Genomic DNA, 22,620 nt, shown 5'->3' on the forward strand with positions numbered 1-22,620 from the left:
CCGTGCGCGGCTACGTGGTCAAGCGGCTCGCGCAGGCGGTCGGGGTGCTGTGGGCGGCGTACACCGTGTCGTTCCTGGTGCTGGACTACCTGCCGGGCGACCCGGTCACGGCGATGGCCGGTGCCGGAATGGACTCGGGGCAGGTCGATCCCCGGCAGATCGCCGCCCTGCGGCACGAGTACGGTTTCGACAAGCCGGTGCTCACGCAGTACGCGGAGTATCTCGGCCGGGCGGTGCGCGGGGACTTCGGTGACTCGGTCGCCACCGGCCGCCCGGTCGCCTCGACGGTGGCCGACGCGTTGCCTCAGACCCTCCAACTGACGGCTTCGGCACTGCTGTTCGCGGTGGTCCTCGGCGGCGGTCTGGCAGTGGCGGCCACGTACACCACCCGGCGCTGGCTGCGGCAGCTTCTGCTGTCGCTGCCGCCGCTGGGGGTTTCCGTCCCGACGTTCTGGGTGGGACTCCTGCTCGTGGAGGCGTTCTCCTTCCGGCTGCGCTGGTTCCCCGCGTTCGGCAACGACGGACTGAAGGGGCTGGTCCTGCCGGCACTGACCCTCGCGGTCCCGACCGGCGCTCTGATCGCGCAGGTGCTGGCCAAGAGTCTGCTCACCGCGCTCGACCAGGCGTATGTGGAGACCGCCCGCGCCAAGGGCGCGAGCCGGTGGCGGGTCCATCTGCGGCACGCGCTGCGCAACGCCTCCTTGCCGGCGCTGACGGTCGCCGGACTGCTGGTGGGGCAGCTGATCGCCGGTTCCGTCGTCGTCGAGACGGTGTTCTCCCGTGACGGCCTGGGCCGTGTGACCGCGGCGGCCGTCACGGCCCAGGACATCCCCGTGGTCCAGGGGGTGGTGGCGTTCGGCGCACTGATCTTCGTGACGACGAACCTCGTCGTCGACCTGGTCTATCCGCTGCTCGACCCGCGGATCGTGGTGGCCTCGGCCGGAAGGGCACGCATCGCATGAGCCAGAGTCTTGTCGAAGACGCCGCCGAGGCCGCGCTCGGTCTCGCTCGCCCGGTGGGCACACCGCCGGACCCCGCACCGGGGCGCCGCGTCCGCGGACGGCCGGTGCTGCGGTTCGTGCTGCGCCGCCCCGGCCTGCTGCTGTCGGTCGGCGTCCTCGTGCTGGTGGTGCTGGCCTCGTTCCGGCCCCGGCTGTTCACCTCGCGCGACCCGCTGAAGGGGGTACCGGCGCAGAACTTCCGCGGCCCGAGCGGCGCGCACTGGTTCGGCACGGACGAGCTGGGACGCGATGTGTTCTCCCGCGTGGTGCACGGCGCGCAGCTGTCCCTCAAGGCCACGCTGATCGCGGTGCTGGTGGCGTTCGTGGTGGGCGGTCTGCTCGGCGTGGTCGCCGGGTTCGTCGGCCGCTGGGTGGACGACGTGCTGATGCGCTTCGTCGACGTCCTGCTGTCCATCCCCGCGCTGTTCCTGTCGCTGGCCCTGGTGACCGCGCTGGGATACGGGACGGTGAAGGTGGCCGTCGCGGTCGGCATCGCCAGTGTCGCCTCCTTCGCCCGGGTCGCCCGCGCCGAGGTGCTCCGGGTGCGTCAGGCGGTGTTCGTGGAGGCATCGCGCTCCTGCGGGGCCCGCTGGTACTCGGTGCTGGGCCGGCATGTGCTGCCCAACGCCGCGGGCCCGGTGATCGTCCTGGCCACGCTCGACTTCGGCGCCTCCATCCTGGCCGTGTCGGCGCTGAGCTTCCTCGGCTACGGCGCTCCCCCGCCGGCCCCGGAATGGGGGACGTTGATCTCCGAGGGCCGCAACTACCTGGCCAACGCCTGGTGGCTGACCGCGCTCCCCGGACTGGCGATCGCCGCGACCGTACTGGCCACCAACCGCGTCGCGAGGGCCCTGGACGGCGAATGGTCCCGGCAGCGATGACCGACGAAGCCGAGAACGGTGAGAACATGAGCGCACCACTGCTGGAGATCCGCGGCCTGTCCGTCTCGTACCGCACCCGTGACGGCGGCACTGTGGCGGCCGTGCGGGGCGTGGACCTCGACGTGTGGCCGGGGCAGGTGACCGCGGTGGTCGGTGAGTCCGGCTCCGGCAAGAGCACGACCGCGCACGCGATCACCCGTCTCCTCCCGGACGACGGCGTCATCGACGCGGGCGCGGTGCGCTTCGGCCGGCACGACCTGGCCACGTTGTCGGAGGCGGAACTGCGCACCGTACGCGGGGCACGGATCGGGCTGGTCCCGCAGGACCCGACCGTGTCGCTCAACCCGGTCAAGCGCATCGGCGAACAGGTCGCGGAGGTGCTGCGCATCCACGGTCTCGCGACCCGCCGCTCGGCCGCCGCCGAGGCGATCGGCGTTCTGGGCCGGGCCGGACTGCCCGACGCCGCCGTCAGGGCCCGGCAGTACCCGCACGAACTCTCCGGGGGCATGCGGCAACGCGCCCTGATCGCCGTCGCGATCGCCGCGCGACCCGAGCTGATCATCGCAGACGAGCCGACCAGCGCGCTCGACGTCACCGTGCAGCGGGTCATCCTCGACCATCTCCAGCACCTGGCCGAGGAGTCGGGCACGGCGATCCTGCTCGTGACCCACGACCTCGGGGTCGCCGCCGAACGGGCGCAGCGGCTGGTGGTCATGGCGCAGGGCCGGGTGGTGGAGGCGGGTGCCACCCAGGACGTCCTCGCCGATCCCCAGGACACGTACACCCGGCATCTGCTGGCGAGCGCCCCGAGCATGACCACGGCCCGCCGCCGCCCGTCCGCGCCCGAGGCCACGGCGGACACGGTTCCTCTGGTGGAGGCGCGCCATCTGGTGAAGGAGTTCCGGCTGCCTCGCACCGCGGACGGCCCCCGGACCCTGCGCGCGGTGGACGACGTCAGCTTCGCCGTCCATCGCGGACAGACCCTCGCCCTGGTGGGTGAGTCGGGTTCGGGCAAGTCCACCACGGCCCGGCTGGTGCTCCGGCTCGCCGACGCGACCGCCGGGCAGGTCCTGTTCGACGGCGTCGACGTCACCGCCTCCCGAGGTGCCCGTGCCAGAGGGCTGCGCCGCCGTGCCCAGCTCGTCTACCAGAACCCGTACGCGTCCCTCGATCCGCGTTTCTCCATCGGTGAGGTGATCACCGAGCCGCTGCGTGCCTTCAAGGTCGGCGACCGTGCCTCGCGGCTCGCGCGGGCTCGCGAACTGCTCGACCGGGTGGCGCTGCCCCCGGCCACGCTGGAGCGCCAGCCGGCCGAGCTGTCCGGCGGGCAGCGTCAGCGCGTGGCGATCGCCCGCGCGCTCGCCCTCTCCCCCGACCTGGTGGTGTGCGACGAGCCGGTGTCCGCGCTCGATGTCTCGGTGCAGGCCCAAGTGCTGGAGTTGCTGGCCGAGTTGCAGGCCGGCACGGGGGTGGCCTACCTCTTCATCTCCCATGACCTGGCCGTCGTGCGCCAGATCGCGCACCAGGTCGCGGTGATGCGGGCCGGCCGCGTCGTGGAGACGGGTCCTCCGGAGGACCTCTTCACGCGTCCTCGCCACGAGTACACCCGCGAGCTGCTCGCGGCGATCCCCGGCGGCCGGGTTCCCTCCCCCGCCGCCGGGACCATCACGAGCTGAGGACCGGCGTCACCCGACTCCCACCACCGCGGCCCTTGCGTCGCTCACCGCGGGTGACTTCGCGGACGACGCCCCGTGGACCGGCCCGGAGGAGACGCTCCGGCCGGGGCGTCAGCCGTGTGCCGCCGCGAGCTGGTGCGTGCCGCGCGTCGCCCGCTCGGCGTCGCGCTTGGCGACCTCCTCGCGCACGATCGGGATCACGTACCGGCCGAAGTCGATCGCGTCGTCCAGCAGGTCGTAGCCGCGGGCGGAGAGAATGTCGACGCCCAGGTCGTAGTAGTCCAGCAGCGCACGGGCGACCGTCTCCGGGGTTCCGACCAAGGCGTTGGAGTTGCCCGCGCCCCCGGTCGCGGCGGCGGTCGGGGTCCACAGGGCGCGGTCGTACCGCTCCCCCGCCTCGGCGATGGCGATCAGCCGCTGTGACCCGGAGTTCTGCGGCTGACCCTGGCCGTTGTGCCGCCGGCTGAGCGACTCGCCCTTCTCCTTGCGAGCCTTGATCGCGCCGACGGTGCGGTGGGCCTTCTCCCAGGCCAGTTCCTCGGTCGGGGCGATGATGGGGCGGAACGCCGCCTGGATGCGGGGCGGTTCGGTACGGCCCGCCGCCTTCGCGGAGGCCTTGACCGCCTCGATCTGCTCGGCGGTCTTCTCCAAGGGCTCGCCCCACAGGCAGTAGATGTCGGCCTCGGCGCCACCGGCGGCGTACGCGGCGGGCGAAGAGCCGCCGAACGACACGTTGGGGCGGGGCTGCTGGACCGGGAAGACGTCGCTCACGAAATCACGGAAACGGTAGTACTCGCCTTCGTGATCGAAGGGCTCGTGGGTGGTCCAGATCTTCTTGACGATCCGGATGTACTCGCGGGTGCGGGCGTACCGTTCGTCCTTCGTCAGGGTGTCGCCCTCGCGGCCCTGTTCGTGGTCGTTGCCGCCGGTGATGAAGTGGACGGCGAGCCGGCCCTCGCTGATCTGGTCGAGGGTGGCGAAGGTTTTCGCGGCGAAGGTCGGGTACGAGACGTTGGGCCGGTGGGCGAGCAGGATCTGGAGGCGGTCCAGTCTGCTCGCGATGTAGGCGGCGGCCGGGGCGGGGTCCGGCGATCCGGAACCGTAGGCGAACAACACCCGGTCCCAGCCGTTCTCCTCGTGGGCCCGCGCGAGCCGGAGCGTGTACTCCTTGTCGAAGGCGGCACCGGAGCGCGGGGTGGTCTCGGAGCCGTCGTGGGTGGCGGCGATACCAAGGAACTCCACTGGCATGGAGATGGCCCTTCTCAAGTTCTGGGGGACGTGCCGTGGACGGCGGGGCGCGGCGGAGCCGAGCACCCCGTGGAGGCACGGAATTGACGATGCGTCGGAGAAGTGGGATCCAGGTCGTGCGATGGCACCGGCACACGGGGCACGCGTCTCGGGTCAGGCCGCAAGACGGCGCCGCGTGACAGGCCTCGCGGGATCGTCCGTACACCGATTCGGCGTGCGATCAGCGCACGCGGGTGACGATGCCACGAAGGAGAGGTCGGCCCACGACGGGATCACCAAGGGGGGACGGGCCGTTCACACGGTCCGCTGTCGCGTCAGGGACGACACGCGGCGGACCACACCCGGCCGAAGTCGATGTGGTCCCGGGTGACCAGGCGATGCTCGACGTTCATGCGACTCATTGAGCAGTGCGTCTGGCTCCCCGTCAACTACGGTCCGCATGACGGACGACCGGACGTGGCCGGTACCCGTCGGGTCAGCTCGCCACCCGTGGGACCGCTCCCCTGATTTCCTATTGATTTACTAGGAAATCATTGACCGCACGTCCCGAGGCTGCGCAGGATGATGTACATGCCCCCCACACAGCAGCGACTGGTTCGCCGTCGGCACGTCGACTTCGGTCGCGTCGCCAGCGCCGTCTGTTGCAGCGCTTAGGGCGCGGCACCGACACGTCGCGTGCCGCCACCCCCTCTGCCGCCCGGGCGATCAGGCGATGCCGCGCACGCCGAACCCGGGCGGTGCCCACCGGCGCCGGATCGTCACCGGACGGCGCGTGGACCCCCAGCGCGTGCCCGACCGGCAAGAGATTTCCCGACACGGCACCTTGCCCCCCGACTTTGAGGAAACAGTCATCATGGACGTTGTCACCGCGCCGCCGGAACCCACCGCCGAAGCCGACCGGACCGGACCCGACCTGGCCGGACCCGACCTGGCAGGACCCGGCCACGCACACTGGCTGCGGGCGGCCCGCGAGACGGCGGAAGACCTGGCCACGGACGCGGTGACCAGGGAGCAGGCGGGCAAAACCCCCTTCGACGAGGTCTCGCGACTGTGCGAGACGGGCCTGCTGACGCTGCTCGTACCGGCCGGCGCCGGAGGAGGAGGCGCGGACTGGACGACGGCCTACGCCGTCGTCCGGGAGATCTCCGCCGCCGACGCCGCGATCGGTCAACTGCTCGGCTGTCACTACTTCTTGTCGTGGAGCGCGCTGGCCTTCGCCGCCTCCGCCCGCGCCACCGAGACCGTCCAGCGCTCCACGAAGAAGCCCTATCTCTGGGCTGGTGGTCTCGCCCGCCAGGAACCGCCTCTCAGGCTGGCCAGAAAAGGCGGCGGCTACGTCCTGGACGGTCGGCAGAGCTACGCCACCGGGGTACTGGTCGCCGACCGCCTCGCCGTACGAGCCGAGCGGGCCGACACCGGCGAACCCTTCGCCGTCGTCGTCGATCCCGCCCATCCCGGTGTGCGGATCGACGCCGACTCGGAGACCTTCGGCCAGCGGCTCGCGGCCGGCGGCAGCGTGGATTTCGACGCCGTACCGGTCGCCGCCGGCAACGTGCTCGGCTCCCTGTCCGCGGACGAGGACGTCCTGTCACCTCCGACGGCCTTCACCTCGCCGGTCGGACGTCTCCTCTCCGTCCAGCTCCTTCTCGGCATCGCCGAGGGAGTGCTCACCGAAGTACGCGAATACAGCCGGGCAGGCCACTCGGTCTGGCATCCCGGCTGGCCGGTCGGCTCTCCCTCGGACCCGCGGATGCTGCTGCTGCACGGGGAACTCAGCGTCCTCACCCGCTCCGCCTCGGCGCTCAACGAGCAGGCGGTGCGAGCCGTCCTGGGGGGACTGGCACGCGGCGAGGCCCTGAGCTACGACGAGTACGCGGAGATCTCCGTTCTCGTGACCATGGCCGAAGCCGCCGCGGCCAGGGCCGCACAGGAGTCCACCACCCGTGCCCTCGAAGTCGTCGGCGCCCGCTCCACGTCCTCACGGCTGGGCTTCGACCGCTTCTGGCGCAACGCGCGGACCCTCACCCTGCACGAGCCCGTCGGTGCCCGGCTCCGTGACGTCGGGGACTACTTCCTCAACGGCGCGCACCCTCCGTTCGTCCTGCCCCTCTGAACGAGGGAGCGTCGAAACCGACCCGAGCCGTACCGGATAATGCGCCCATGCGGATTTCAGCCCGGGCGGACTACGCGGTACGTGCCGCACTACAGCTCGCCGCGACGCAGGACGAGGAGCCGGTGAAGGCCGAGGCGATCGCCGACGCGCAGGACATTCCGCACAAGTTCCTCGAAGGCATCCTGAACGACATGCGCCGGGGCGGTCTCGTGCTCAGCCGGCGCGGCGGAAACGGCGGTTACCGGCTGGCCAGGCCCGCCGAGGCCATCAGCATCGCCGACGTCATCCGCGCGGTGGACGGACCACTCGTCTCGGTGCGCGGTGTCCGTCCCCCGGATCTCGCCTACACCGGCCCGGCCCAGTCACTGCTCCCCTTGTGGATCGCCCTGCGGTCCAACGTGCGCGAAATCCTCGAAGGCGTCTCACTCGCCGACGTCGCGTCGGCCCACCTCCCTCCTGATGTCTGCGCGTTGACCGACACTCCCGGGGCCTGGGCAAACCCCTGACGCCGCGCCCCACTGGTCCCCGACGCTCTCGGGCCGCGTGGATGAGGCCGTCCGCGAGCAGGGTCCCCTCGTCCGCGCCGACGAGGCCGCTCAGCTTCCACGGCGAGTCCGGCAGTCCCAGCCGCCCCCTGAGGCAGAGCCGTCGATTCCTCTCCGCAGCTCGGCCGGATCGCCCCTTCCGTGACCGAAGCGGCCGGGCCGTCCGCACGGTTCAGGCCGACATCGCCGCCGGCGAAGCGGCCGGAGTTTCCCGGATGACCCCCAGGGCACCCGGGCCCCGTTGATCACGTGACCGCGATGCCCCGTACCTCCCGAACCGGAAGGACACACATGCTCTTCCTCGTCGCCGCTTTCCTGCTCCTCGGAGTGGTGGTGGGTGCCGCGGCGCACCTGCCGCTGCCCGTCACGCTCGCCGCGTCGGCCGTCATCGGGTGCTGGCTGCTCGTCTACGGTCTGCGAAAACACCGTCCTGACGGTGACGCGGCACGCCAGGACGTTTCCTACCGTGGCGAGGAGGCCCGGTGAGCCCGCTCATGACCGACACGGCACGCACGACGTCGCGCCGCGACCCGTACACCCTGGCCGCGGCGTCCTTCATCCTCGGACTGGTCGGCCTTCTGGTCTTCAACCTGTTCCTGGGACCGACCGCCATCGTCCTCGGGCTGCTCGCGCTGCACCGCGGCACCACGCACCGACACCGCGCGTACCTCGGGATCCTGCTCGGTGCCGCCGACCTGGTGGTCCTGGCCTTGGTCACCGCCGCGGACAACACCGTGACCTGGCACATCTGAGGGCGTGAGCCGGCGCGGCGCACTCGGCGCGCGAGGGCTCCCACGGCCCCGGTCACTGGCACATCCGGCCCTCGCACGCCGAAAACCCCAGGTCAGCCACGCATCCGGTCCCTCCCCAAGTGGCGCAACATTCCGGCAACACGGCTTTCCCGATCGGATCGGTAGGGTTCGATCCGTGCCTCCCACCGACCGCGTCCGAGACCACGCCGGCCAGGGCGCGACCACCGTCGCCGCCCACCGTGCGCGGCGCCGGCTGCGCGCCGACCGGGCCCGGCAGCTCGCCGATCTGCTCCGCCACCAGCTCCTCACCGGCGGCTCCCCCACGGACACGTTGCCTCACGAGTCGATCCTCGCCGGCGACTACCGCGCCTCTCGCAACACCGTCCGCGAGGCCCTCGACCTGCTGCGCGCCGAAGGTCTCGTCGAACGCCAGCCGGGCGTCGGCACCGTGGTCGTCGCCCGGAAGTACCGTCATGGCCTCGACCGCCTGATGGGCCTCGCCGAAACCCTCCATGAGCACGGCCGGGTCACCAACGAGGTCCGTACGGCGGGCCCCGCCCCGGCACCGGCCCCGGTCGCCGAACGCCTCCGGGTCCCGCCCGGCACCGACGTCCTCTACATCGAACGCCTGCGCCGCCTGGCCAGCCTCCCGCTGTCCCTCGACCTCACCTACATCCCCCTCGACATCGGCACCGCCCTGCTCGGCGCCGATCTGGAGAACACCGACGTCTTCCGCCTCCTGGAGACCATCACCGGCCGGCCCCTGGGGCACGCCGAGATCACCCTGGAGGCGGTCACCGCGGACGCGCACTCAGCCGCCGTGCTCGAAGCCCCGCGCGGCGCGGCCGTCCTCATGCTGGAACGGCTCACGCACCTCGCCGACGGCCGCCCGGTCGACCTGGAGTTCATCCGCTTCCGCGGCGACCGCATCACCATGAGCGGCCTCCTGCACCGCTCTCAGTGACACGACCACCTTCCTCCGCACGACCTTTCCGGAGACAGTCATGCCCTTGGCACCCCAGCGGGCCGACGTGCCCGTGACCATCGACCAGTCGAAGTGCATCGACGGCTGCACGCTCTGTGTGGACATGTGCCCGCTGGACTCCCTCGCGATCGACGAGAGCAACGGCAAGGCGTACATGCACGTCGACGAGTGCTGGTACTGCGGCCCGTGCGCGGCCCGCTGTCCCACCGGAGCCGTCACGGTCAACATGCCCTACCTGCTCCGGTGACAGGTCTCGAAAGGTCTCGAACTCCCATGAAACGCACAGCAGTTGCCGCGACCCTCCTCCTGCTCCTCCCCCTGACGGCGTGCGGCGGCACCGCCGCGGCGGGAGGCGACGGCTCCACCGTCACCGTCACGGTCGGCTACCAGTCCAAGACCATCAACACCGTCACGGCGGGCACCCTCCTGCGCTCGCTCGGCGCCTTCGAGAAGGAACTCGACGCCCTCCACGACGGCCACACCTACAAGGTCGACTGGCAGGACTACGCCACCGGCGCCCCCATCACCGCCCAGATGACCGCGGGCAAGATCGACATCGGCTCGATGGGCGACTTCCCCCTCCTCATCAACGCCGCCCGGGGCAGGCAGCTCAACCGCCCCACGCGCCTCGTATCGGTCACCGGCTACAACCTTCGCGGCGGCCTCAACACCATCGTCACGGCTCCCGACTCCACGATCGGCTCGCTCGCGGGCCTCAAGGGCAAGAAGGTCTCGACGAGCATCGGCTCGGCCGCCGACGGCACACTCGTACGGGCCCTCCAACGCGCCGGCATCGATCCCGACAAGGGCATCCAGAAACTCAACCAGCAGCCCGCCGTGGGAGCGTCCGCCCTCTCCGCGGGCAGCGCGGACGCGCTGTCCCAGTTCGTCGCCTGGCCGGGCCTGCTCGCCTACCAGGGCAAGGCGAAGGCCCTGTACGACGGCGCCGAGCTCAACCTGCCGACCTTCCACGGCGTCACCGCCCGCGAGGACTTCGCCCAGAAGCGGCCCGCCGTCCTGGGTGCCTTCCTGAAGGCCCAGGCCGAGGCCACGGACTATCTGCACGCCCACCCCGTCTCCGCCGCCGAAAAGGTCGCCGAGGCCACCGGACTGCCCGCCGAGGTCGTCTACCTCTACAACGGCGCCCACGGCATCGCCACCTTCGACCCGGCGGTCAAACCGCGGCTCATCTCCGCCCTGAGGCAGGACGTGAAGATCCTCAAGGCCGCGAAGCTCACCGGCGACGTGGACGTCGACGCCTTCGTCGACGACCAGTACGTCAGGAAGGCCCTCGGAACCACCTACGCCGAGCACCTGGCCACCAGGCCCGCGGCGACCGCCGGCGAGGTGTGGCCCAAGGGCGCCCAGCGGACCCGTACCTTCACGTCCCCGGCGCGACTGCTGCGTCATGTCGCCGAACACAGGGCCTCGATCCGCGCCGCCTATGTACCCGACGCCACCACCGGCACCCTGTGGTTCGCCGACAAGGCCGTCTGGGTGACCGACGGCGGCCGGCTGCTCCCCTTCGTCGCACCGGCGACCGCGAAGGCGTACGTGGCCGGGCACACCGGCGCCCGTGTCATCACGTACGCCGACGCACTGCGGCGGGCGTCATGAGCCGCGCCCGACGACAGGCCGCCCGCTTCACGCCCCCATATCCGGGGCGGGTGGGCCGGTTCGCCCTGCGGCTCGGTTCACTGGCGGGCGCGCTCGGCGTCTGGCAGTTGCTGACCGGCCTCGACGTCGACCTGTGGCTGCGCTTCTCACAGTTCCCGACGGTCGCCGACGTGGCGCGCGCCTTCGCCGACCGTCTGTCCGGCCCCGACTACTGGACGGACCTCACCGACAGCCTCACGCGCATCCTCACCGGCTTCCTGCTCGCCGCCGTCCTGGGCGTGGCCACGGGCGTGCTCGTGGCCCGCTCCCGCCTCGCCGAGGACCTGCTCGGCCCGCTGTTCGAAGTCGTCCGGCCCATCCCGGCCATCGCCCTGGTCCCGGTGGCGATCCTCCTGTTCCCCTCCAACGAACAGGGCATCGTCTTCATCACCTTCACCGCCGCCTTCTTCCCGGTACTCGTCTCGACCCGGCACGCCGTGCGGGCGCTGACCCCGGTGTGGGAGGAGGCGGTGCGCACGATGGGCGCCGGACGGCTGCGCGTGCTCGGCTCGGTCGTCCTGCCGGGCGCGCTGCCCGGCGTGTTCGGCGGCCTGTCGGTCGGCCTCGGCGTCTCGTGGATCTGTGTCATCTCCGCCGAGATGATCTCCGGCCAGTACGGCGTCGGATACCGCACCTGGCAGGACTACACGATCGTCAACTATCCCGGCGTGTTCGTGGGGATGGTCACGATCGGCGTCCTCGGCTGGATCACGTCGACGGCCGTGGAGGTCCTGGGCCGTCGCCTGACCCACTGGCTGCCGCGTACGTCGTACGTGCCCGGCGCGCGGGTGCCGCGGCGGGCGCGCGGCGCCACCGTCCCCGTACGGGCTGTGCCCAGGACCGAGAAGGACGTGCCCCATGACCAGCTCGTCTGACGTCCGTTCCCCGTCGCGCACCGGGGCGGCCCTCGCCCTGCGCGACGCCGCCCTCGGCCGCCCGGGCGCGCCCGTGCTGCACGGGGTGGACCTCGACGTCGTCCCGGGCGGGATCCTCACGGTCGTCGGCCCCTCCGGCTGCGGCAAGTCGACGCTGCTGCGCACGCTCGCCGGACTGCTGTCTCCCCTCACCGGAGAGGTCACCCAGGACGGGCACCCCCTGACGAGCCCCTCCGCCGACCGCGCCCTGATCTTCCAGGAGGACGCCCTGCTGCCCTGGCGGACCCTGCGCGCGAACGTCGAACTGCCCCTCGCCATCCAGGGGTTGCCGCACTCCGAGCGCCGTGCCCAGGCCGATTCCTGGCTCGCCCGGGTCGGACTCGCCGAGCAGTCGGGGCAGTTGCCCCACCGGGTGTCCGGCGGCCAGCGCCAGCGCGCGCAACTGGCCCGCGCCCTGGCGCCGGCGCCGCGCGCGGTCCTCATGGACGAACCCTTCGGCGCCCTCGACGCCCAGACCCGCGCCGGCATGCAGGATCTGCTGGTGGAGGTGTTGCGGGGGACGGGCGCGACCGTCGTGTTCGTGACCCATGACGTCGACGAGGCCCTGTTCCTCGGCGACCGCGTGGCCCTGCTCGGCTCCGGCCGGCTCGCCGCGCTGCACGACGTGCCGCGCCCCCGCGAGCGCGCCGCGCACGACGACCCGGCGCGCGTGGCGCTGCGACGCGAAGTCCTCTCCTCGCTCGGTACCTGAAAGGCACTTCGGTGACCACCTCCGTGAACACCCTCCTGGAGATTCCCGCCCTCGGCGACGCCGAGGAGCTGAGCTGCGACGTCCTCGTCATCGGGGGCGGCACCGCCGGCACCATGGCGGCGCTGACGGCCGCCGAACACGGCGCGGACGTCCTCCTGTTGGAGAAGGCCCACGTCCGCCACTCCGGCGCGCTCGCGATGGGCATGGACGGCGTGAACAACGCGGTCGTCCCGGGCCGCGCGGAGCCCGACGACTACGTCGCCGAGATCACCCGTGCCAACGACGGCATCGTCGACCAGTCCACCGTCCGCCAGACCGCCACCCGCGGCTTCGCGATGGTGCGGCGCCTGGAGTCGTACGGGGTGAAGTTCGAGAAGGACGAACACGGCGAGTACGCGGTCCGCCAGGTGCACCGCTCCGGTTCCTACGTGCTGCCGATGCCGGAGGGCAAGGACGTCAAGAAGGTCCTCTACCGGCAGTTGCGGCGGCGGGAGATGCGGGAACGGATCCGCATCGAGAACCGGGTGATGCCGGTGCGTGTGCTGACAGCGGGCGGCAAGGCCGTGGGGGCGGCCGGGTTCAACACCCGAACGGGGCGGTTCGTCACCGTCCGCGCGGGCGCCGTGATCCTGGCGACCGGCGCCTGCGGCCGCCTCGGTCTGCCCGCCTCCGGGTACCTGTACGGCACGTACGAGAACCCGACCAACGCGGGCGACGGCTACGCCATGGCGTATCACGCGGGCGCCGAACTCACCGGTATCGAATGCTTCCAGATCAACCCCCTGATCAAGGACTACAACGGTCCGGCCTGCGCCTACGTGGCCAATCCCTTCGGCGGCTACCAGGTCAACCGGCACGGAGAGCGCTTCGTCGACTCCGACTACTGGTCCGGGCAGATGATGGCCGAGTTCGCCGCCGAGGTGGCGTCCGACCGTGGCCCGGTGTACTTGAAACTGAGCCACCTCCCGGAGGAGTCGGTCGCGGCCCTGGAGACCATCCTGCACTCGACCGAGCGCCCGACGCGGGGCACGTTCCACTCCGGCCGCGGCCACGACTACCGTACGCACGACGTCGAGATGCACATCTCCGAAATCGGTCTGTGCGGCGGCCATTCGGCCTCGGGGGTACGGGTGGACGACCATGCCCGCACGACCGTCCCGCGCCTGTACGCCGCCGGTGACCTGGCCTGCGTACCGCACAACTACATGATCGGCGCGTTCGTGTTCGGCGACCTGGCGGGTGCGGACGCCGCCCAGTACACGGCGTACGAAGGCGAGTTGCCGTCCGGGCAACTGCGCGAGGCCCACGAACTGGTCTACCGGCCCCTGCGCAACCCGGACGGCCCCCCGCAGCCGCAGGTCGAGTACAAACTGCGCCGCTTCGTGAACGACTACGTGGCCCCGCCGAAGTCCGGTGCCCGGCTGTCCCTCGCCCTGGAGGCGTTCGAGCGGATGCGGGCCGACATCGCCTCGATGGGCGCCCGTACCCCGCACGAGCTGATGCGCTGCGCCGAGGTCACCTTCATCCGCGACTGCGCGGAGATGGCGGCGCGGGCATCCCTGGCCCGTACGGAGTCCCGCTGGGGCCTCTACCACGACCGCCTCGACCACCCTCGGCGCGACGACGCGTCCTGGTTCCACCACCTGGATCTGTACAAGTCCCCTTCCGGGACGATGGAGTTCACGGCCCGTCCGGTGGCTCCGTACGCGGTACCGGTCGACGGCTTCAGCCCGGTCGGCGGTCCTTCCCGTCACCTCGGTGAGGTGCACCCGGAGCAGGTGGCAACGGCCGGGACCCGGGAAGCGGCGCCGGTGGCGAGGGGACCCGAGACCACACCGACCGGCACGGCCCTCCCCCACGGTGCCACCACCGGGGCACCTGCCACGCCTCGCCTGCTCCAGCTCCTCTCGCTCGCGGAGGAGGAACCCGAACTGGCTTCCGTCGCAACCTACTTGACCGACTCCGACCCCGTCGTCCGCAGGACCGCCGTCACCGTTCTGACGGAAACCGTGCCGCCGGGCACCGGACCGGCCCTCGCCGCCGCGCTCGTCGACGCCGACGCGGGCGTGCGCGAGGCCGCGGCGGGCTCACTGCGCGAACTCGTCGAGACGCTGCCGGCCGAAGGAGCCCTGCGGGAGGGGCTCGCCTTCGCCCTCTCCGCGGACGACTCCGTCGTGCGCGCCGCGGCACTCGACGTTCTGCGCGCCCTTCGCCTCGGTGACGCCGAACTGTTCAGGGGGTCCCTGTCCGACTCCAGCATCGCCGTCCGCATCGAGGCCGTACGGGCGCTCGTGTCGGTCGACGCCACCGACGAGGTCGCCCGTGCGGCCGGGGACCCGTCCCGCGAGGTCCGCGTCACGATCGCCAGGGCGCTGGGCACCGGCGCCGCCGGACGGCTCGGCGACACGCCGCCGACGGGTTCCGGGCCGACCCGGGCACGCGCGGTCCTGGCCGAGCTCGTCGCCGACCCGGACGCCCTGGTGCGAGCGGCCGCCTACGAGGCGCTGGCGGCCACCGGCTGCCCGGCGCCCCTGGACGCCCTCGCCGTGGCCGCCCTGTCCGACACCGCCTGGCAGGTCCGGGCCGGCTCCGCCAAGGCCCTGTCGGCCGCGGACCCCGCGACGGCCGTCCCCGCCCTGGTCAGGGCTCTCGCCGACCCGAACGCCGACGTACGCAAGGCGGCCGTACTCGCGCTGACCCTCCACCGTGCCACCGAGGACGCCCGCGCGGCCCTGGCCACGGCGACGACGGACTCGGACGCGGACGTACGGGCCTACGCGACGCGAGCGGTGTGGCTCGACGAGGTCCACTGAGCACACCGGGGAGGGTGGGAGGGCGTCCACTCCGCACCGCACCAAGATCATCCGAATTGGCCGGTATTCCGGATCGTCTGCTACGGCAACATGTCGGCCTCATGGCAGGACGGCCAACAGCCTGGTGTGCGCCGCGAAGTACGGACCAAGCTGACGCTCGTTCGTTCTTCACGCCCTCTTCCCCCCAGAAAGTTCCCCCCACGCATGCCTTCGTCCTGCCCCTCTCGCGTGCCCGAGGCACACCCCTCTCCTGTGGTGAGGAGGTGCCGCACATGATGCGCCATGTGACGCGCAAGGCGCTCGGCTGGCTCCTGATGATCGTGGTCGCGACCAACGCCACGTATTTTCTGGCCAGTTGGTTTCTGGACCCACGGTCGAACTTCAAGGAGCTGCGGCCCGTCCGCAGCGAAGCACAGATCGACCGGGCCCTCGCGCCGTACAACCTCGACCCGCGGGTACCGCTCGTACACCGGTGGTGGGACTGGTTCACCTCGGTGGCCCTCCACTTCGACTGGGGCAGGTCGCCCACCGGGGTCTCCGTCAACGAGGAGGTGGGCTACCGGTCCCTCGTCAGTGCGGAGTTGGTCGTCATCGCGACCGTCCTGTCCGTCGTGATCGGCGTCGCGCTCGGTGTGTACACGGCCTCACGGCAGTACGGCTGGGCCGACCGGGTCTCGCAGGCCGTGTCCATCGCGGTGTTCAACGTTCCGGCATCCGTCGCCGCGCTCGCCGTGGTCTTCGTCGCGATCTGGCTGAACCAGCACGCCGGACTGCACTTCCTCTACGTCGCCGGAGAGAACTCACCCGACGTCGAGGGGCTGCTCCCGACCATCGGCGACCGCCTCCTGCACCTGGTCCTGCCCACGCTGACACTGACACTGATGGGTTACGTGGGCTACCACCTGACGCAGCGTTCGCTGCTGCTGGACACGATCAACGCCGACTTCGTCCGCACGGCTCAGGCAACGGGGCTCACCCGCGCCCAGGCGGTCCGCAGACACGCCCTGAGGTCCGCGCTCATTCCGACGGCGGCCTCCGTGGCGTTCAGCGTCCCCGCCATCTTCACCGGTGCCGTCATCACCGAGACGGTCTTCGGCTGGAACGGCATGGGCCGCTACTTCATCCAGACCATCAGCAAGAACGACGTGCACGGAACCGTCGCGACGGCCGCCTTCGCCGCGGCCCTGACCGCGGTCGGCGCGATCCTGGCGGACATCGCCACGGTCTTCCTCGACCCGCGCGTGAGGGTGAGCTGACATGGCCACCGAAGCGACGGCCGATGCCGCCGACCGTGGCACGACGGCAACCGAACCCGTCCGGGACACGGTTCACTCCGCGCGCCGGACGACGAACCTCGGCCTCGGCCGGCTCTATCTGCGACGGTTCCTGCGCAACCGGCTCGCCGTCGCCGGTGTGGCGATCTTCGTGCTGCTGGTGCTGTTCGCGGCCGTCGGCGGTCTGTTCACGTCCTACGCCTTCACCGACGCCGACTTCACCGCGCTCACCCAACCTCCCAGCGCCGCGCACTGGTTCGGCACCAACCAGGGCGGCAACGACATCTACGCCAGTGCGCTGCACGGCCTCCAGCGTTCCCTGGTCATCGCCGTGAGCGTGTCCGTGCTGACCGTCGTCGTCGCGGCGGTGATCGGCTCCGGCGCCGCGTACTTCGGAGGCCGGGTCGAGCGGGTGACACTCGCCGTCATCCACTTCCTGCTGATCGTCCCCTCGTTCCTCATCCTGGCCCTGGTCTCCCACCGCCTGGCCGGCGACTGGCGCGTCCTCATCGTCGTGCTGACCGTCTTCGGCTGGATGTCCACCGCACGGGTGATCTGGTCCGTCTCGACCTCGCTGCGCGAGCGGGACTACGTGACGGCGGCCGAGTTCATGGGCGTCAGCCCACTGCGCATCGTCCTGCGCCACATCATCCCCAACCTCGGCTCTTTGCTCATCGTCAACCTCACCCTCGGTGTCGTCGCGACCGTGCTCAGCGAAACCGCCCTGTCGTTCCTCGGGTTCGGCGTCCAGACCCCGGACGTCTCCCTCGGCACGATGCTCGCGGACGGGGCGAGCAGCGTCACGAGCGCGCCCTGGCTCTTCGCCTTCCCCGCGGGTCTTGTCGTCCTGCTCACGGTGTCGATGACCTTCATCGGCGACGGGCTGCGCGACGCCCTCGACCCCACGTCGGTGACCGGCTCGGCAGGAGGCCGACGATGACCCTCGCGACCCCTCTGCTCGATGCGGTGCCTCCCGCCGGGACCGCGCCCGTGCTGTCCGTGCACGATCTGCGGATCTCCTTCCCCTCCGAGGCCGGCACCGTCGAGGCGGTACGCGGAGTCAGCTTCGACCTGCTGCCAGGCCGTACCCTCTGCATCGTCGGCGAGTCCGGCTCGGGCAAGTCGGCCACGGCCATGGGAATCACGGGCCTGCTGCCGCCCTCCGCTTCGCTGCGCGGCGAGGTGCTGCTCGGCGGACAGAACCTGATCGGTCTCGATGACCGGGCGCTCTCCCGGGTACGGGGCAAGTCCATCGGCATGATCTTCCAGGACCCGCTGTCCGCGCTCACACCGATCTTCTCCGTGGGCAGACTGCTCTCCGACGCCCTGCGGGTCCACCAGAACCTGACCAAGCGGGCTGCCTGGGAGCAAGCCGTCGAACTGCTCGATCTCGTCGGCATCCCCGACCCGCGGAACCGGGCCACAGCCTTCCCGCACGAGTTCTCCGGCGGCATGCGCCAGCGCGTGGTCATCGCCCTGGCCATCGCCAACAGACCGTCCGTACTCGTGGCGGACGAGCCCACCACCGCGCTCGACGTCACCGTGCAGGCCCAGATCCTCGACGTGCTGCGACGGGCGCAGCAGGAGACCGGCGCCGGTCTCGTCCTCATCACGCACGACCTCGGGGTCGTGGCCGGGCACGCGGACGACGTCGCCGTGATGTACGCGGGGCGCTTCGTGGAACGGGCGGGCGTCGAGGAACTCTTCCGCCGGCCGACGATGCCGTACACCGCGCGGCTGCTCGCCGCGGTGCCGACCGTGGACGGCGGGGTCCGGCGGCCGCTCGTGCCGATCGGCGGAGAGCCACCCGCCCTGGTGGGCCTCCCGGACGGCTGCGCCTTCGCGAGCCGGTGCGCCGTCGCCCTCGACGCGTGCCACTCCGGCGAACCCGAATTGAGCCAGGTCGGCGGCCACGGGCAGGTGGCCTGTCTGCGTGCCACGGAGATCGCCGACGGATCTCTCGATCCGCGCGGCGATGTCGTGCCGGTCGCCGGGGAGGCGGCTTCCGGTCGGCCCGAGGCCGGCGAGACGGTGCTTCGGGTCGAGGAGCTCGTCAAGACGTTTCCGGTCACCAAGGGCGCGCTCCTCAAGCGCCGGACCGGCACCCTGCGCGCCGTCAACGGAGTCAGCTTCGAACTGCGTGCCGGGGAGACCCTGGGCCTGGTGGGTGAGTCCGGCAGCGGAAAGACCACGACGCTGATGGAGATCCTCCGGCTCAGGCAGCCCGAGGGCGGCCGGATCGAGATCGCCGGCACCGAGGTGGGGACGGCCGGATCACGCTCACTGGTACGGGAGCTGAGGCAGGACGTCCAGATCGTCATGCAGGATCCGCTGGGGGCCCTGGATCCGCGCCTGCCCGTCTTCGAACTGCTCGCCGAGCCCCTGCGGGCGATCGGACGGGACCGCGCGTCGATCCGCTCCCGTGTGCGCGAACTGCTCGGGCTCGTCGGTCTGGACGACGCCGTGAGCGACCGGTTCCCGGCCGCCCTGTCCGGCGGTCAGCGCCAGCGGGTCGGAATCGCACGCGCCCTGGCGACCGAGCCCAGGCTCCTGGCCCTCGACGAGCCGCTGTCCGCCCTGGACGTGTCGGTCCAGGCCGGGGTGATCAACCTGCTGGCACGGCTCAAGCGTGAACTCGGGCTCGCCTACCTCGTGGTCGCCCACGATCTGGCCGTGGTCCGCTACATCTCCGACCGCATCGCGGTGATGTACCTGGGGCACATCGTCGAGACCGGCGACACCGAGACGATCTTCACCGAGCCGAAGCACCCGTACACCCGGGCGCTGTTGTCGGCCGTCCCGAGGCCCGATCCGCTGCGGGAACGCACCCGCGAACGTGTCGTGCTGGAGGGCGAGCAGCCGAGCGCCGCGCGACTGCCCGCGGGCTGTGTCTTCGTCGACCGCTGCCCGCTGTACCGCCGCTCCGATGACGACGTCCGCCGCCGCTGTCGCCAGGAACGCCCTGTGCCGACCCCCGTGACCGGGCAGCCCGGCCATCTGTACGCCTGCCACGGCGTCTGAGCATCTGCCCGGGCCGCGTCGAGGACCACCCGCACTCTCCCGAACCCGGGCGCCCGGCATCGACCTCCGGGTTCCCGTCCACCTCCACCACCGACCAGAAGGATCCACCCCCCATGCGCTCACGACTGGCCCTGCCCGTCGCCCTCATCGCCGCCGTTTCCGTCGCCGCCACCGCGTGCCAGTCCTCTTCCGGGAAGGATTCCGCGGGGCCTGACGCGAAGGATGCCCCGTCCGCCGCGTCGGCCGGCGCCGACTACAACCCCACGCCGTACGACAGGATCAAGGACGGCGGCACCTACACCACGGTCGGGACCTTCGACGACCAGGGCAACCCGTTCAACGTCAATGCGACACTGACGGCCGCTCGCGTCTGGGCCTGGTACAACGCCGACGCGATCACCTACACGCCGACCGGCGAGGTTCAGTACAACCCGGACTACTACAGCGACGTGAAGGTGTCCGTCGAGGGCGGCAACCAGAAGGTGACGCTGACGATCAATCCCCAGGCCGTCTTCAACGACGGCACGCCGATCGACTGGACCGCGATCAAGTCGACGTGGAAGGCCAACAACGGTTCCGACAAGGCGTACGCCGCCTCGTCCACGGACGGCTACGACCGGATCACCTCGGTGGAGAAGGGCACGAACGCCAAGCAGGCGGTCATCACCTTCGAGGGCGTCAACGCCTCCTGGTCGAGCCTGTTCACGACCTTCCTGCATCCCAAGGCCGCCACGGTCGGCAACTTCAACAAGGCGTACGTCAAGAAGGCTCACCCGGAGTGGGGCGCGGGTCCGTACACCGTCGGCCGGTGGGACACCCACTCGGGCAACATCACCTTCATCCGCAATCCGAAGTGGTGGGGCAAGAAGGGCAGGCTCGACCAGCGCGTCTACGTGAACCTGGAATCGACCGCCGCGGTCAACGCCTTCAAGAACGGCCAGCTCGACTATGTCTCGGCCGTCGACGCCGAGAGCCTGAAGCAGGTCAAGGGGCTCAAGGGCACGGAGATCCGCAGCGGCGGAAGCCCCTTCGAGTACTCGCTGTACTTCAACACGAAGTCTCCCGTCCTCGCCGACAAGGACGTGCGCAAGGCCGTGGAGGAGAGCATCGACCGCTCGCAGATCGCGAAGATCCAGTTCCAGGGCCTCGACTACAAGGAACCGCTGCCCGGTTCGGCCGTGCTGTACAGCTTCCAGAAGGGCTACGAGGACAACGTCTCGGCCGTACTGAAGTACGCGCCCGACGAGGCCAAGAAGGCACTCGACGCCGCCGGCTGGAAGCCCGGAGGCGACGGCGTCCGGGCGAAGAACGGCACGAAGCTCGAAGTGGGCTACACCCTCCTCGGCGACGACCCGCTGGACAAGGCCACCGCCGGCGCCTTCGCCGCCATGCTGAAGCCGGTCGGCATCCGGCTGGTCATCAAGAAGGCCGACGAGGCGGAGTTCTCCAGCATCCTCAGCGACCGCAAGTTCGATCTGTTCCTCTCGGGCAACCGCTCCATGGACCCGTTCGGCGCCCGCTACCTGTGCGACTTCTACTGCTCGGACCGCGCCTCCAACATCACGGGCGCGGGTTCGGCCGCACTCGACGAGGAGGTCCGCGCCACCACGACCATCGCCGACCTGGACCAGCAGGCCGCGGCCGCCAACAAGGTCGAGCGGAAGGCGCTCCAGCAGTACGCCTTCCTCCCGCTCTTCAGCGGCCCCTCGACGTACGCCGTGAAGAAGGGCCTCGCCAACGTCGGCGCGACCATCTTCTACAACCCGCTCCCCGAAACGGTCGGCTGGCAGAAGTGACATCGTCCCCGGCCGCGAGGCCGGGGATTCCCGTCCCGTCCAGCGGACGCTGACGTACGGGCCCACGCGACGCGAGCGGTGTGACAGTGACCCGGGTCGGATGTTGCGGCATTCACCCCGGATCGCACGAATTGCTCCATTCGTGTGACGATGACTGAAGGACAAGGGCCGTCCCCCTTGAGTGTCACGCGAGGTGTCCGCACGGAAGACCGAGGAGGTCCTGATGACGGACCTGACCACCCGCTCCGCGACCACCAAGAACGAAACGGGCGATGCCACGGGGATCCGGCGCTCCGGCACCGGTGATCCGGGCGGCAAGGGACGGACCACCATCGCCGACGGCGTGGTGGCCAAGATCGCGGCGGCGTCCGCACGCGATGTGCCCGGCATCCACGGCCTCGGCACCGGCATGACCCGGGCCCTCGGGTCCGTCCGAGACCGGGTGCCCACCGGGCGCCCCGGTCAGACCCGCGGGGTGAGCGTCGAGGTCGGCGAACGGCAGACCGCGGTGGATCTCGACGTCGTCGTCGAGTACGGGTATCCGATCATGGACGTGATCTCGGACATGCGCGTCGCCGTGATCACCGCCGTCGAGCGCATGACCGGCCTGGAGGTCGTCGAGGTGAACGTCGCCGTCGGGGACGTGCGGCTGCCGGACGAGCCGGACGAGGAACCGCAGGACGGCCCTCGTGTGACGTGACCCGCCGTCGCGGCGCCGCCGGAGGTTCGCATCCTCGCATCCACCGGCAGCCGTGGAAGAACGCTCAGGAGGTGCGTCGCCGTGGACGAAAGGGATCACGCGGACGGTGTCCGTCTCACGGCGCGCGAACGTGCCGTGCTGGCGGAGATCGAGGAGGGGCTGAGGCAGGAGCACGCGCCGGCGCCGCGCCGCCCCTCCGGCGGGCGCCGGCTGCCCATCGCGGTCGCGTTGATGTTCACGTGCTCGGTGGTCCTCGCGGTGGTCGGCGTCTGTACGTCGGACGCCGCATTTCTCTGGTGCTTCGCGGTTCTGTGGCCGCTGACCATGCTGCAGATCGTCAGACTGCTGAGCCGCTGGATCAGGACCACGGGCCCTTTCACTCCGTGGTTCTGATCCGTCCCGCGGCCTCCGCGGCGGGCACGGGACGCCCGGACGGTACGTCAACAGTCCCGGACGGGGGCTCCGTTCTCGTCGTTGGCGCCGACGTTGCCCTGCCCGCTCAGCCGGCCAATTCCTGTCGAATGCAGACAACG

Annotated in this window: 20 protein-coding genes; 19 read left to right on the forward strand and 1 reads right to left on the reverse strand. The window is 71.0% G+C overall.

All coding sequences use genetic code 11. The annotated features are described in order from the left end of the window. Positions 1-2: 2 nt before the first annotated feature. The 3 genes from ACF07B_RS39320 to ACF07B_RS39330 are packed head-to-tail and all read left to right on the forward strand — an operon-like array spanning position 3 to position 3,558. Complete coding sequence (locus ACF07B_RS39320) at positions 3-962, forward strand: ABC transporter permease (RefSeq protein WP_369480196.1); 960 nt, start codon at positions 3-5, stop codon at positions 960-962. Next, positions 959-1,882 carry an ABC transporter permease gene (locus tag ACF07B_RS39325; RefSeq protein WP_392182448.1) on the forward strand — a complete coding sequence of 308 codons (924 nt, stop codon included), beginning with the start codon at positions 959-961 and terminating at the stop codon, positions 1,880-1,882. Before ACF07B_RS39320 ends, ACF07B_RS39325 begins: the two co-directional genes overlap by 4 nt. Continuing rightward, positions 1,879-3,558, forward strand: a complete 1,680-nt coding sequence (locus tag ACF07B_RS39330; RefSeq protein WP_392182449.1) for a dipeptide ABC transporter ATP-binding protein — start codon at positions 1,879-1,881, stop codon at positions 3,556-3,558. Before ACF07B_RS39325 ends, ACF07B_RS39330 begins: the two co-directional genes overlap by 4 nt. Positions 3,559-3,669: 111 nt before the next feature. Here ACF07B_RS39330 and ACF07B_RS39335 read toward each other — a convergent pair whose 3' ends face one another. Further along, positions 3,670-4,806 carry an LLM class flavin-dependent oxidoreductase gene (locus ACF07B_RS39335; RefSeq protein ID WP_392182450.1) on the reverse strand — a complete coding sequence of 379 codons (1,137 nt, stop codon included), beginning with the start codon at positions 4,804-4,806 and terminating at the stop codon, positions 3,670-3,672. 853 nt (positions 4,807-5,659) lie between these two features. On the opposite strand from ACF07B_RS39335, the gene ACF07B_RS39340 reads away from it, so the two are divergent. From ACF07B_RS39340 to ACF07B_RS39415, 16 genes are all read left to right on the forward strand, one after another. Continuing rightward, positions 5,660-6,919: an acyl-CoA dehydrogenase family protein gene (locus tag ACF07B_RS39340; protein WP_392182451.1), complete on the forward strand. Its 1,260-nt coding sequence runs from the start codon at positions 5,660-5,662 to the stop codon at positions 6,917-6,919. A gap of 47 nt (positions 6,920-6,966) precedes the next feature. Then, positions 6,967-7,425 carry an Rrf2 family transcriptional regulator gene (locus ACF07B_RS39345; protein ID WP_369480200.1) on the forward strand — a complete coding sequence of 153 codons (459 nt, stop codon included), beginning with the start codon at positions 6,967-6,969 and terminating at the stop codon, positions 7,423-7,425. Between the two features lie 330 nt (positions 7,426-7,755). Continuing rightward, positions 7,756-7,950 carry a hypothetical protein gene (locus ACF07B_RS39350; RefSeq protein WP_392182452.1) on the forward strand — a complete coding sequence of 65 codons (195 nt, stop codon included), beginning with the start codon at positions 7,756-7,758 and terminating at the stop codon, positions 7,948-7,950. Then, positions 7,947-8,216 carry a DUF4190 domain-containing protein gene (locus tag ACF07B_RS39355; protein ID WP_392182453.1) on the forward strand — a complete coding sequence of 90 codons (270 nt, stop codon included), beginning with the start codon at positions 7,947-7,949 and terminating at the stop codon, positions 8,214-8,216. The genes ACF07B_RS39350 and ACF07B_RS39355 overlap by 4 nt, the downstream gene beginning before the upstream one ends. A 175-nt stretch (positions 8,217-8,391) precedes the next feature. After that, positions 8,392-9,180: a GntR family transcriptional regulator gene (locus ACF07B_RS39360; protein WP_392182454.1), complete on the forward strand. Its 789-nt coding sequence runs from the start codon at positions 8,392-8,394 to the stop codon at positions 9,178-9,180. A 40-nt stretch (positions 9,181-9,220) separates the two neighbouring features. Then, positions 9,221-9,448, forward strand: coding sequence for a ferredoxin family protein (locus ACF07B_RS39365; RefSeq protein WP_351693958.1), 228 nt, complete (start codon positions 9,221-9,223; stop codon positions 9,446-9,448). 26 nt (positions 9,449-9,474) lie between these two features. Further along, a complete protein-coding gene (locus ACF07B_RS39370) occupies positions 9,475-10,818 on the forward strand; it encodes an ABC transporter substrate-binding protein (RefSeq protein WP_392182455.1) in 1,344 nt (447 codons plus the stop codon). Next, entirely contained in the window at positions 10,815-11,732 is a 918-nt protein-coding gene (locus ACF07B_RS39375; RefSeq protein WP_392182456.1) for an ABC transporter permease, read from the forward strand. The genes ACF07B_RS39370 and ACF07B_RS39375 overlap by 4 nt, the downstream gene beginning before the upstream one ends. Then, complete coding sequence (locus ACF07B_RS39380) at positions 11,716-12,483, forward strand: ABC transporter ATP-binding protein (RefSeq protein ID WP_392182457.1); 768 nt, start codon at positions 11,716-11,718, stop codon at positions 12,481-12,483. Before ACF07B_RS39375 ends, ACF07B_RS39380 begins: the two co-directional genes overlap by 17 nt. A gap of 11 nt (positions 12,484-12,494) precedes the next feature. Beyond that, the gene (locus ACF07B_RS39385) at positions 12,495-15,296 is read left to right on the forward strand and encodes a fumarate reductase/succinate dehydrogenase flavoprotein subunit (protein ID WP_392182458.1); all 2,802 of its coding nucleotides are present in this window, start codon (positions 12,495-12,497) and stop codon (positions 15,294-15,296) included. Positions 15,297-15,568: 272 nt separating this feature from the next. After that, on the forward strand, positions 15,569-16,552 hold the full coding sequence (locus ACF07B_RS39390) for an ABC transporter permease (protein WP_392182459.1): 984 nt from the start codon (positions 15,569-15,571) through the stop codon (positions 16,550-16,552). Between the two features lies 1 nt (position 16,553). Next, positions 16,554-17,510: an ABC transporter permease gene (locus tag ACF07B_RS39395; protein WP_392182460.1), complete on the forward strand. Its 957-nt coding sequence runs from the start codon at positions 16,554-16,556 to the stop codon at positions 17,508-17,510. Further along, complete coding sequence (locus ACF07B_RS39400) at positions 17,507-19,591, forward strand: dipeptide ABC transporter ATP-binding protein (RefSeq protein ID WP_392182461.1); 2,085 nt, start codon at positions 17,507-17,509, stop codon at positions 19,589-19,591. Before ACF07B_RS39395 ends, ACF07B_RS39400 begins: the two co-directional genes overlap by 4 nt. 113 nt (positions 19,592-19,704) lie before the next feature. Continuing rightward, positions 19,705-21,387 carry an ABC transporter family substrate-binding protein gene (locus ACF07B_RS39405; RefSeq protein ID WP_392182462.1) on the forward strand — a complete coding sequence of 561 codons (1,683 nt, stop codon included), beginning with the start codon at positions 19,705-19,707 and terminating at the stop codon, positions 21,385-21,387. Between the two features lie 223 nt (positions 21,388-21,610). Next, positions 21,611-22,087, forward strand: a complete 477-nt coding sequence (locus ACF07B_RS39410) for an Asp23/Gls24 family envelope stress response protein (RefSeq protein WP_392182463.1) — start codon at positions 21,611-21,613, stop codon at positions 22,085-22,087. An 81-nt stretch (positions 22,088-22,168) separates the two neighbouring features. Continuing rightward, on the forward strand, positions 22,169-22,480 hold the full coding sequence (locus tag ACF07B_RS39415; RefSeq protein ID WP_392182464.1) for a DUF3040 domain-containing protein: 312 nt from the start codon (positions 22,169-22,171) through the stop codon (positions 22,478-22,480). Positions 22,481-22,620: the final 140 nt, after the last annotated feature.

Source organism: Streptomyces sp. NPDC015532, assembly GCF_043078065.1.
Lineage (GTDB): Bacteria > Actinomycetota > Actinomycetes > Streptomycetales > Streptomycetaceae > Streptomyces.

Excerpts from the sequence above, each read along its gene's own strand:
- ACF07B_RS39375 (WP_392182456.1), top strand. The coding sequence starts at position 10,815 with ATGAGCCGCGCCCGACGACAGGCCGCCCGCTTCACGCCCCCATATCCG.
- ACF07B_RS39400 (WP_392182461.1), top strand. The coding sequence starts at position 17,507 with ATGACCCTCGCGACCCCTCTGCTCGATGCGGTGCCTCCCGCCGGGACC.
- ACF07B_RS39390 (WP_392182459.1), top strand. The coding sequence starts at position 15,569 with ATGATGCGCCATGTGACGCGCAAGGCGCTCGGCTGGCTCCTGATGATC.
- ACF07B_RS39325 (WP_392182448.1), top strand. The coding sequence starts at position 959 with ATGAGCCAGAGTCTTGTCGAAGACGCCGCCGAGGCCGCGCTCGGTCTC.
- ACF07B_RS39365 (WP_351693958.1), top strand. The coding sequence starts at position 9,221 with ATGCCCTTGGCACCCCAGCGGGCCGACGTGCCCGTGACCATCGACCAG.
- ACF07B_RS39335 (WP_392182450.1), bottom strand. The coding sequence starts at position 4,806 with ATGCCAGTGGAGTTCCTTGGTATCGCCGCCACCCACGACGGCTCCGAG.
- ACF07B_RS39410 (WP_392182463.1), top strand. The coding sequence starts at position 21,611 with ATGACGGACCTGACCACCCGCTCCGCGACCACCAAGAACGAAACGGGC.
- ACF07B_RS39345 (WP_369480200.1), top strand. The coding sequence starts at position 6,967 with ATGCGGATTTCAGCCCGGGCGGACTACGCGGTACGTGCCGCACTACAG.
- ACF07B_RS39330 (WP_392182449.1), top strand. The coding sequence starts at position 1,879 with ATGACCGACGAAGCCGAGAACGGTGAGAACATGAGCGCACCACTGCTG.
- ACF07B_RS39370 (WP_392182455.1), top strand. The coding sequence starts at position 9,475 with ATGAAACGCACAGCAGTTGCCGCGACCCTCCTCCTGCTCCTCCCCCTG.
- ACF07B_RS39395 (WP_392182460.1), top strand. The coding sequence starts at position 16,554 with ATGGCCACCGAAGCGACGGCCGATGCCGCCGACCGTGGCACGACGGCA.
- ACF07B_RS39405 (WP_392182462.1), top strand. The coding sequence starts at position 19,705 with ATGCGCTCACGACTGGCCCTGCCCGTCGCCCTCATCGCCGCCGTTTCC.
- ACF07B_RS39340 (WP_392182451.1), top strand. The coding sequence starts at position 5,660 with ATGGACGTTGTCACCGCGCCGCCGGAACCCACCGCCGAAGCCGACCGG.
- ACF07B_RS39380 (WP_392182457.1), top strand. The coding sequence starts at position 11,716 with ATGACCAGCTCGTCTGACGTCCGTTCCCCGTCGCGCACCGGGGCGGCC.
- ACF07B_RS39350 (WP_392182452.1), top strand. The coding sequence starts at position 7,756 with ATGCTCTTCCTCGTCGCCGCTTTCCTGCTCCTCGGAGTGGTGGTGGGT.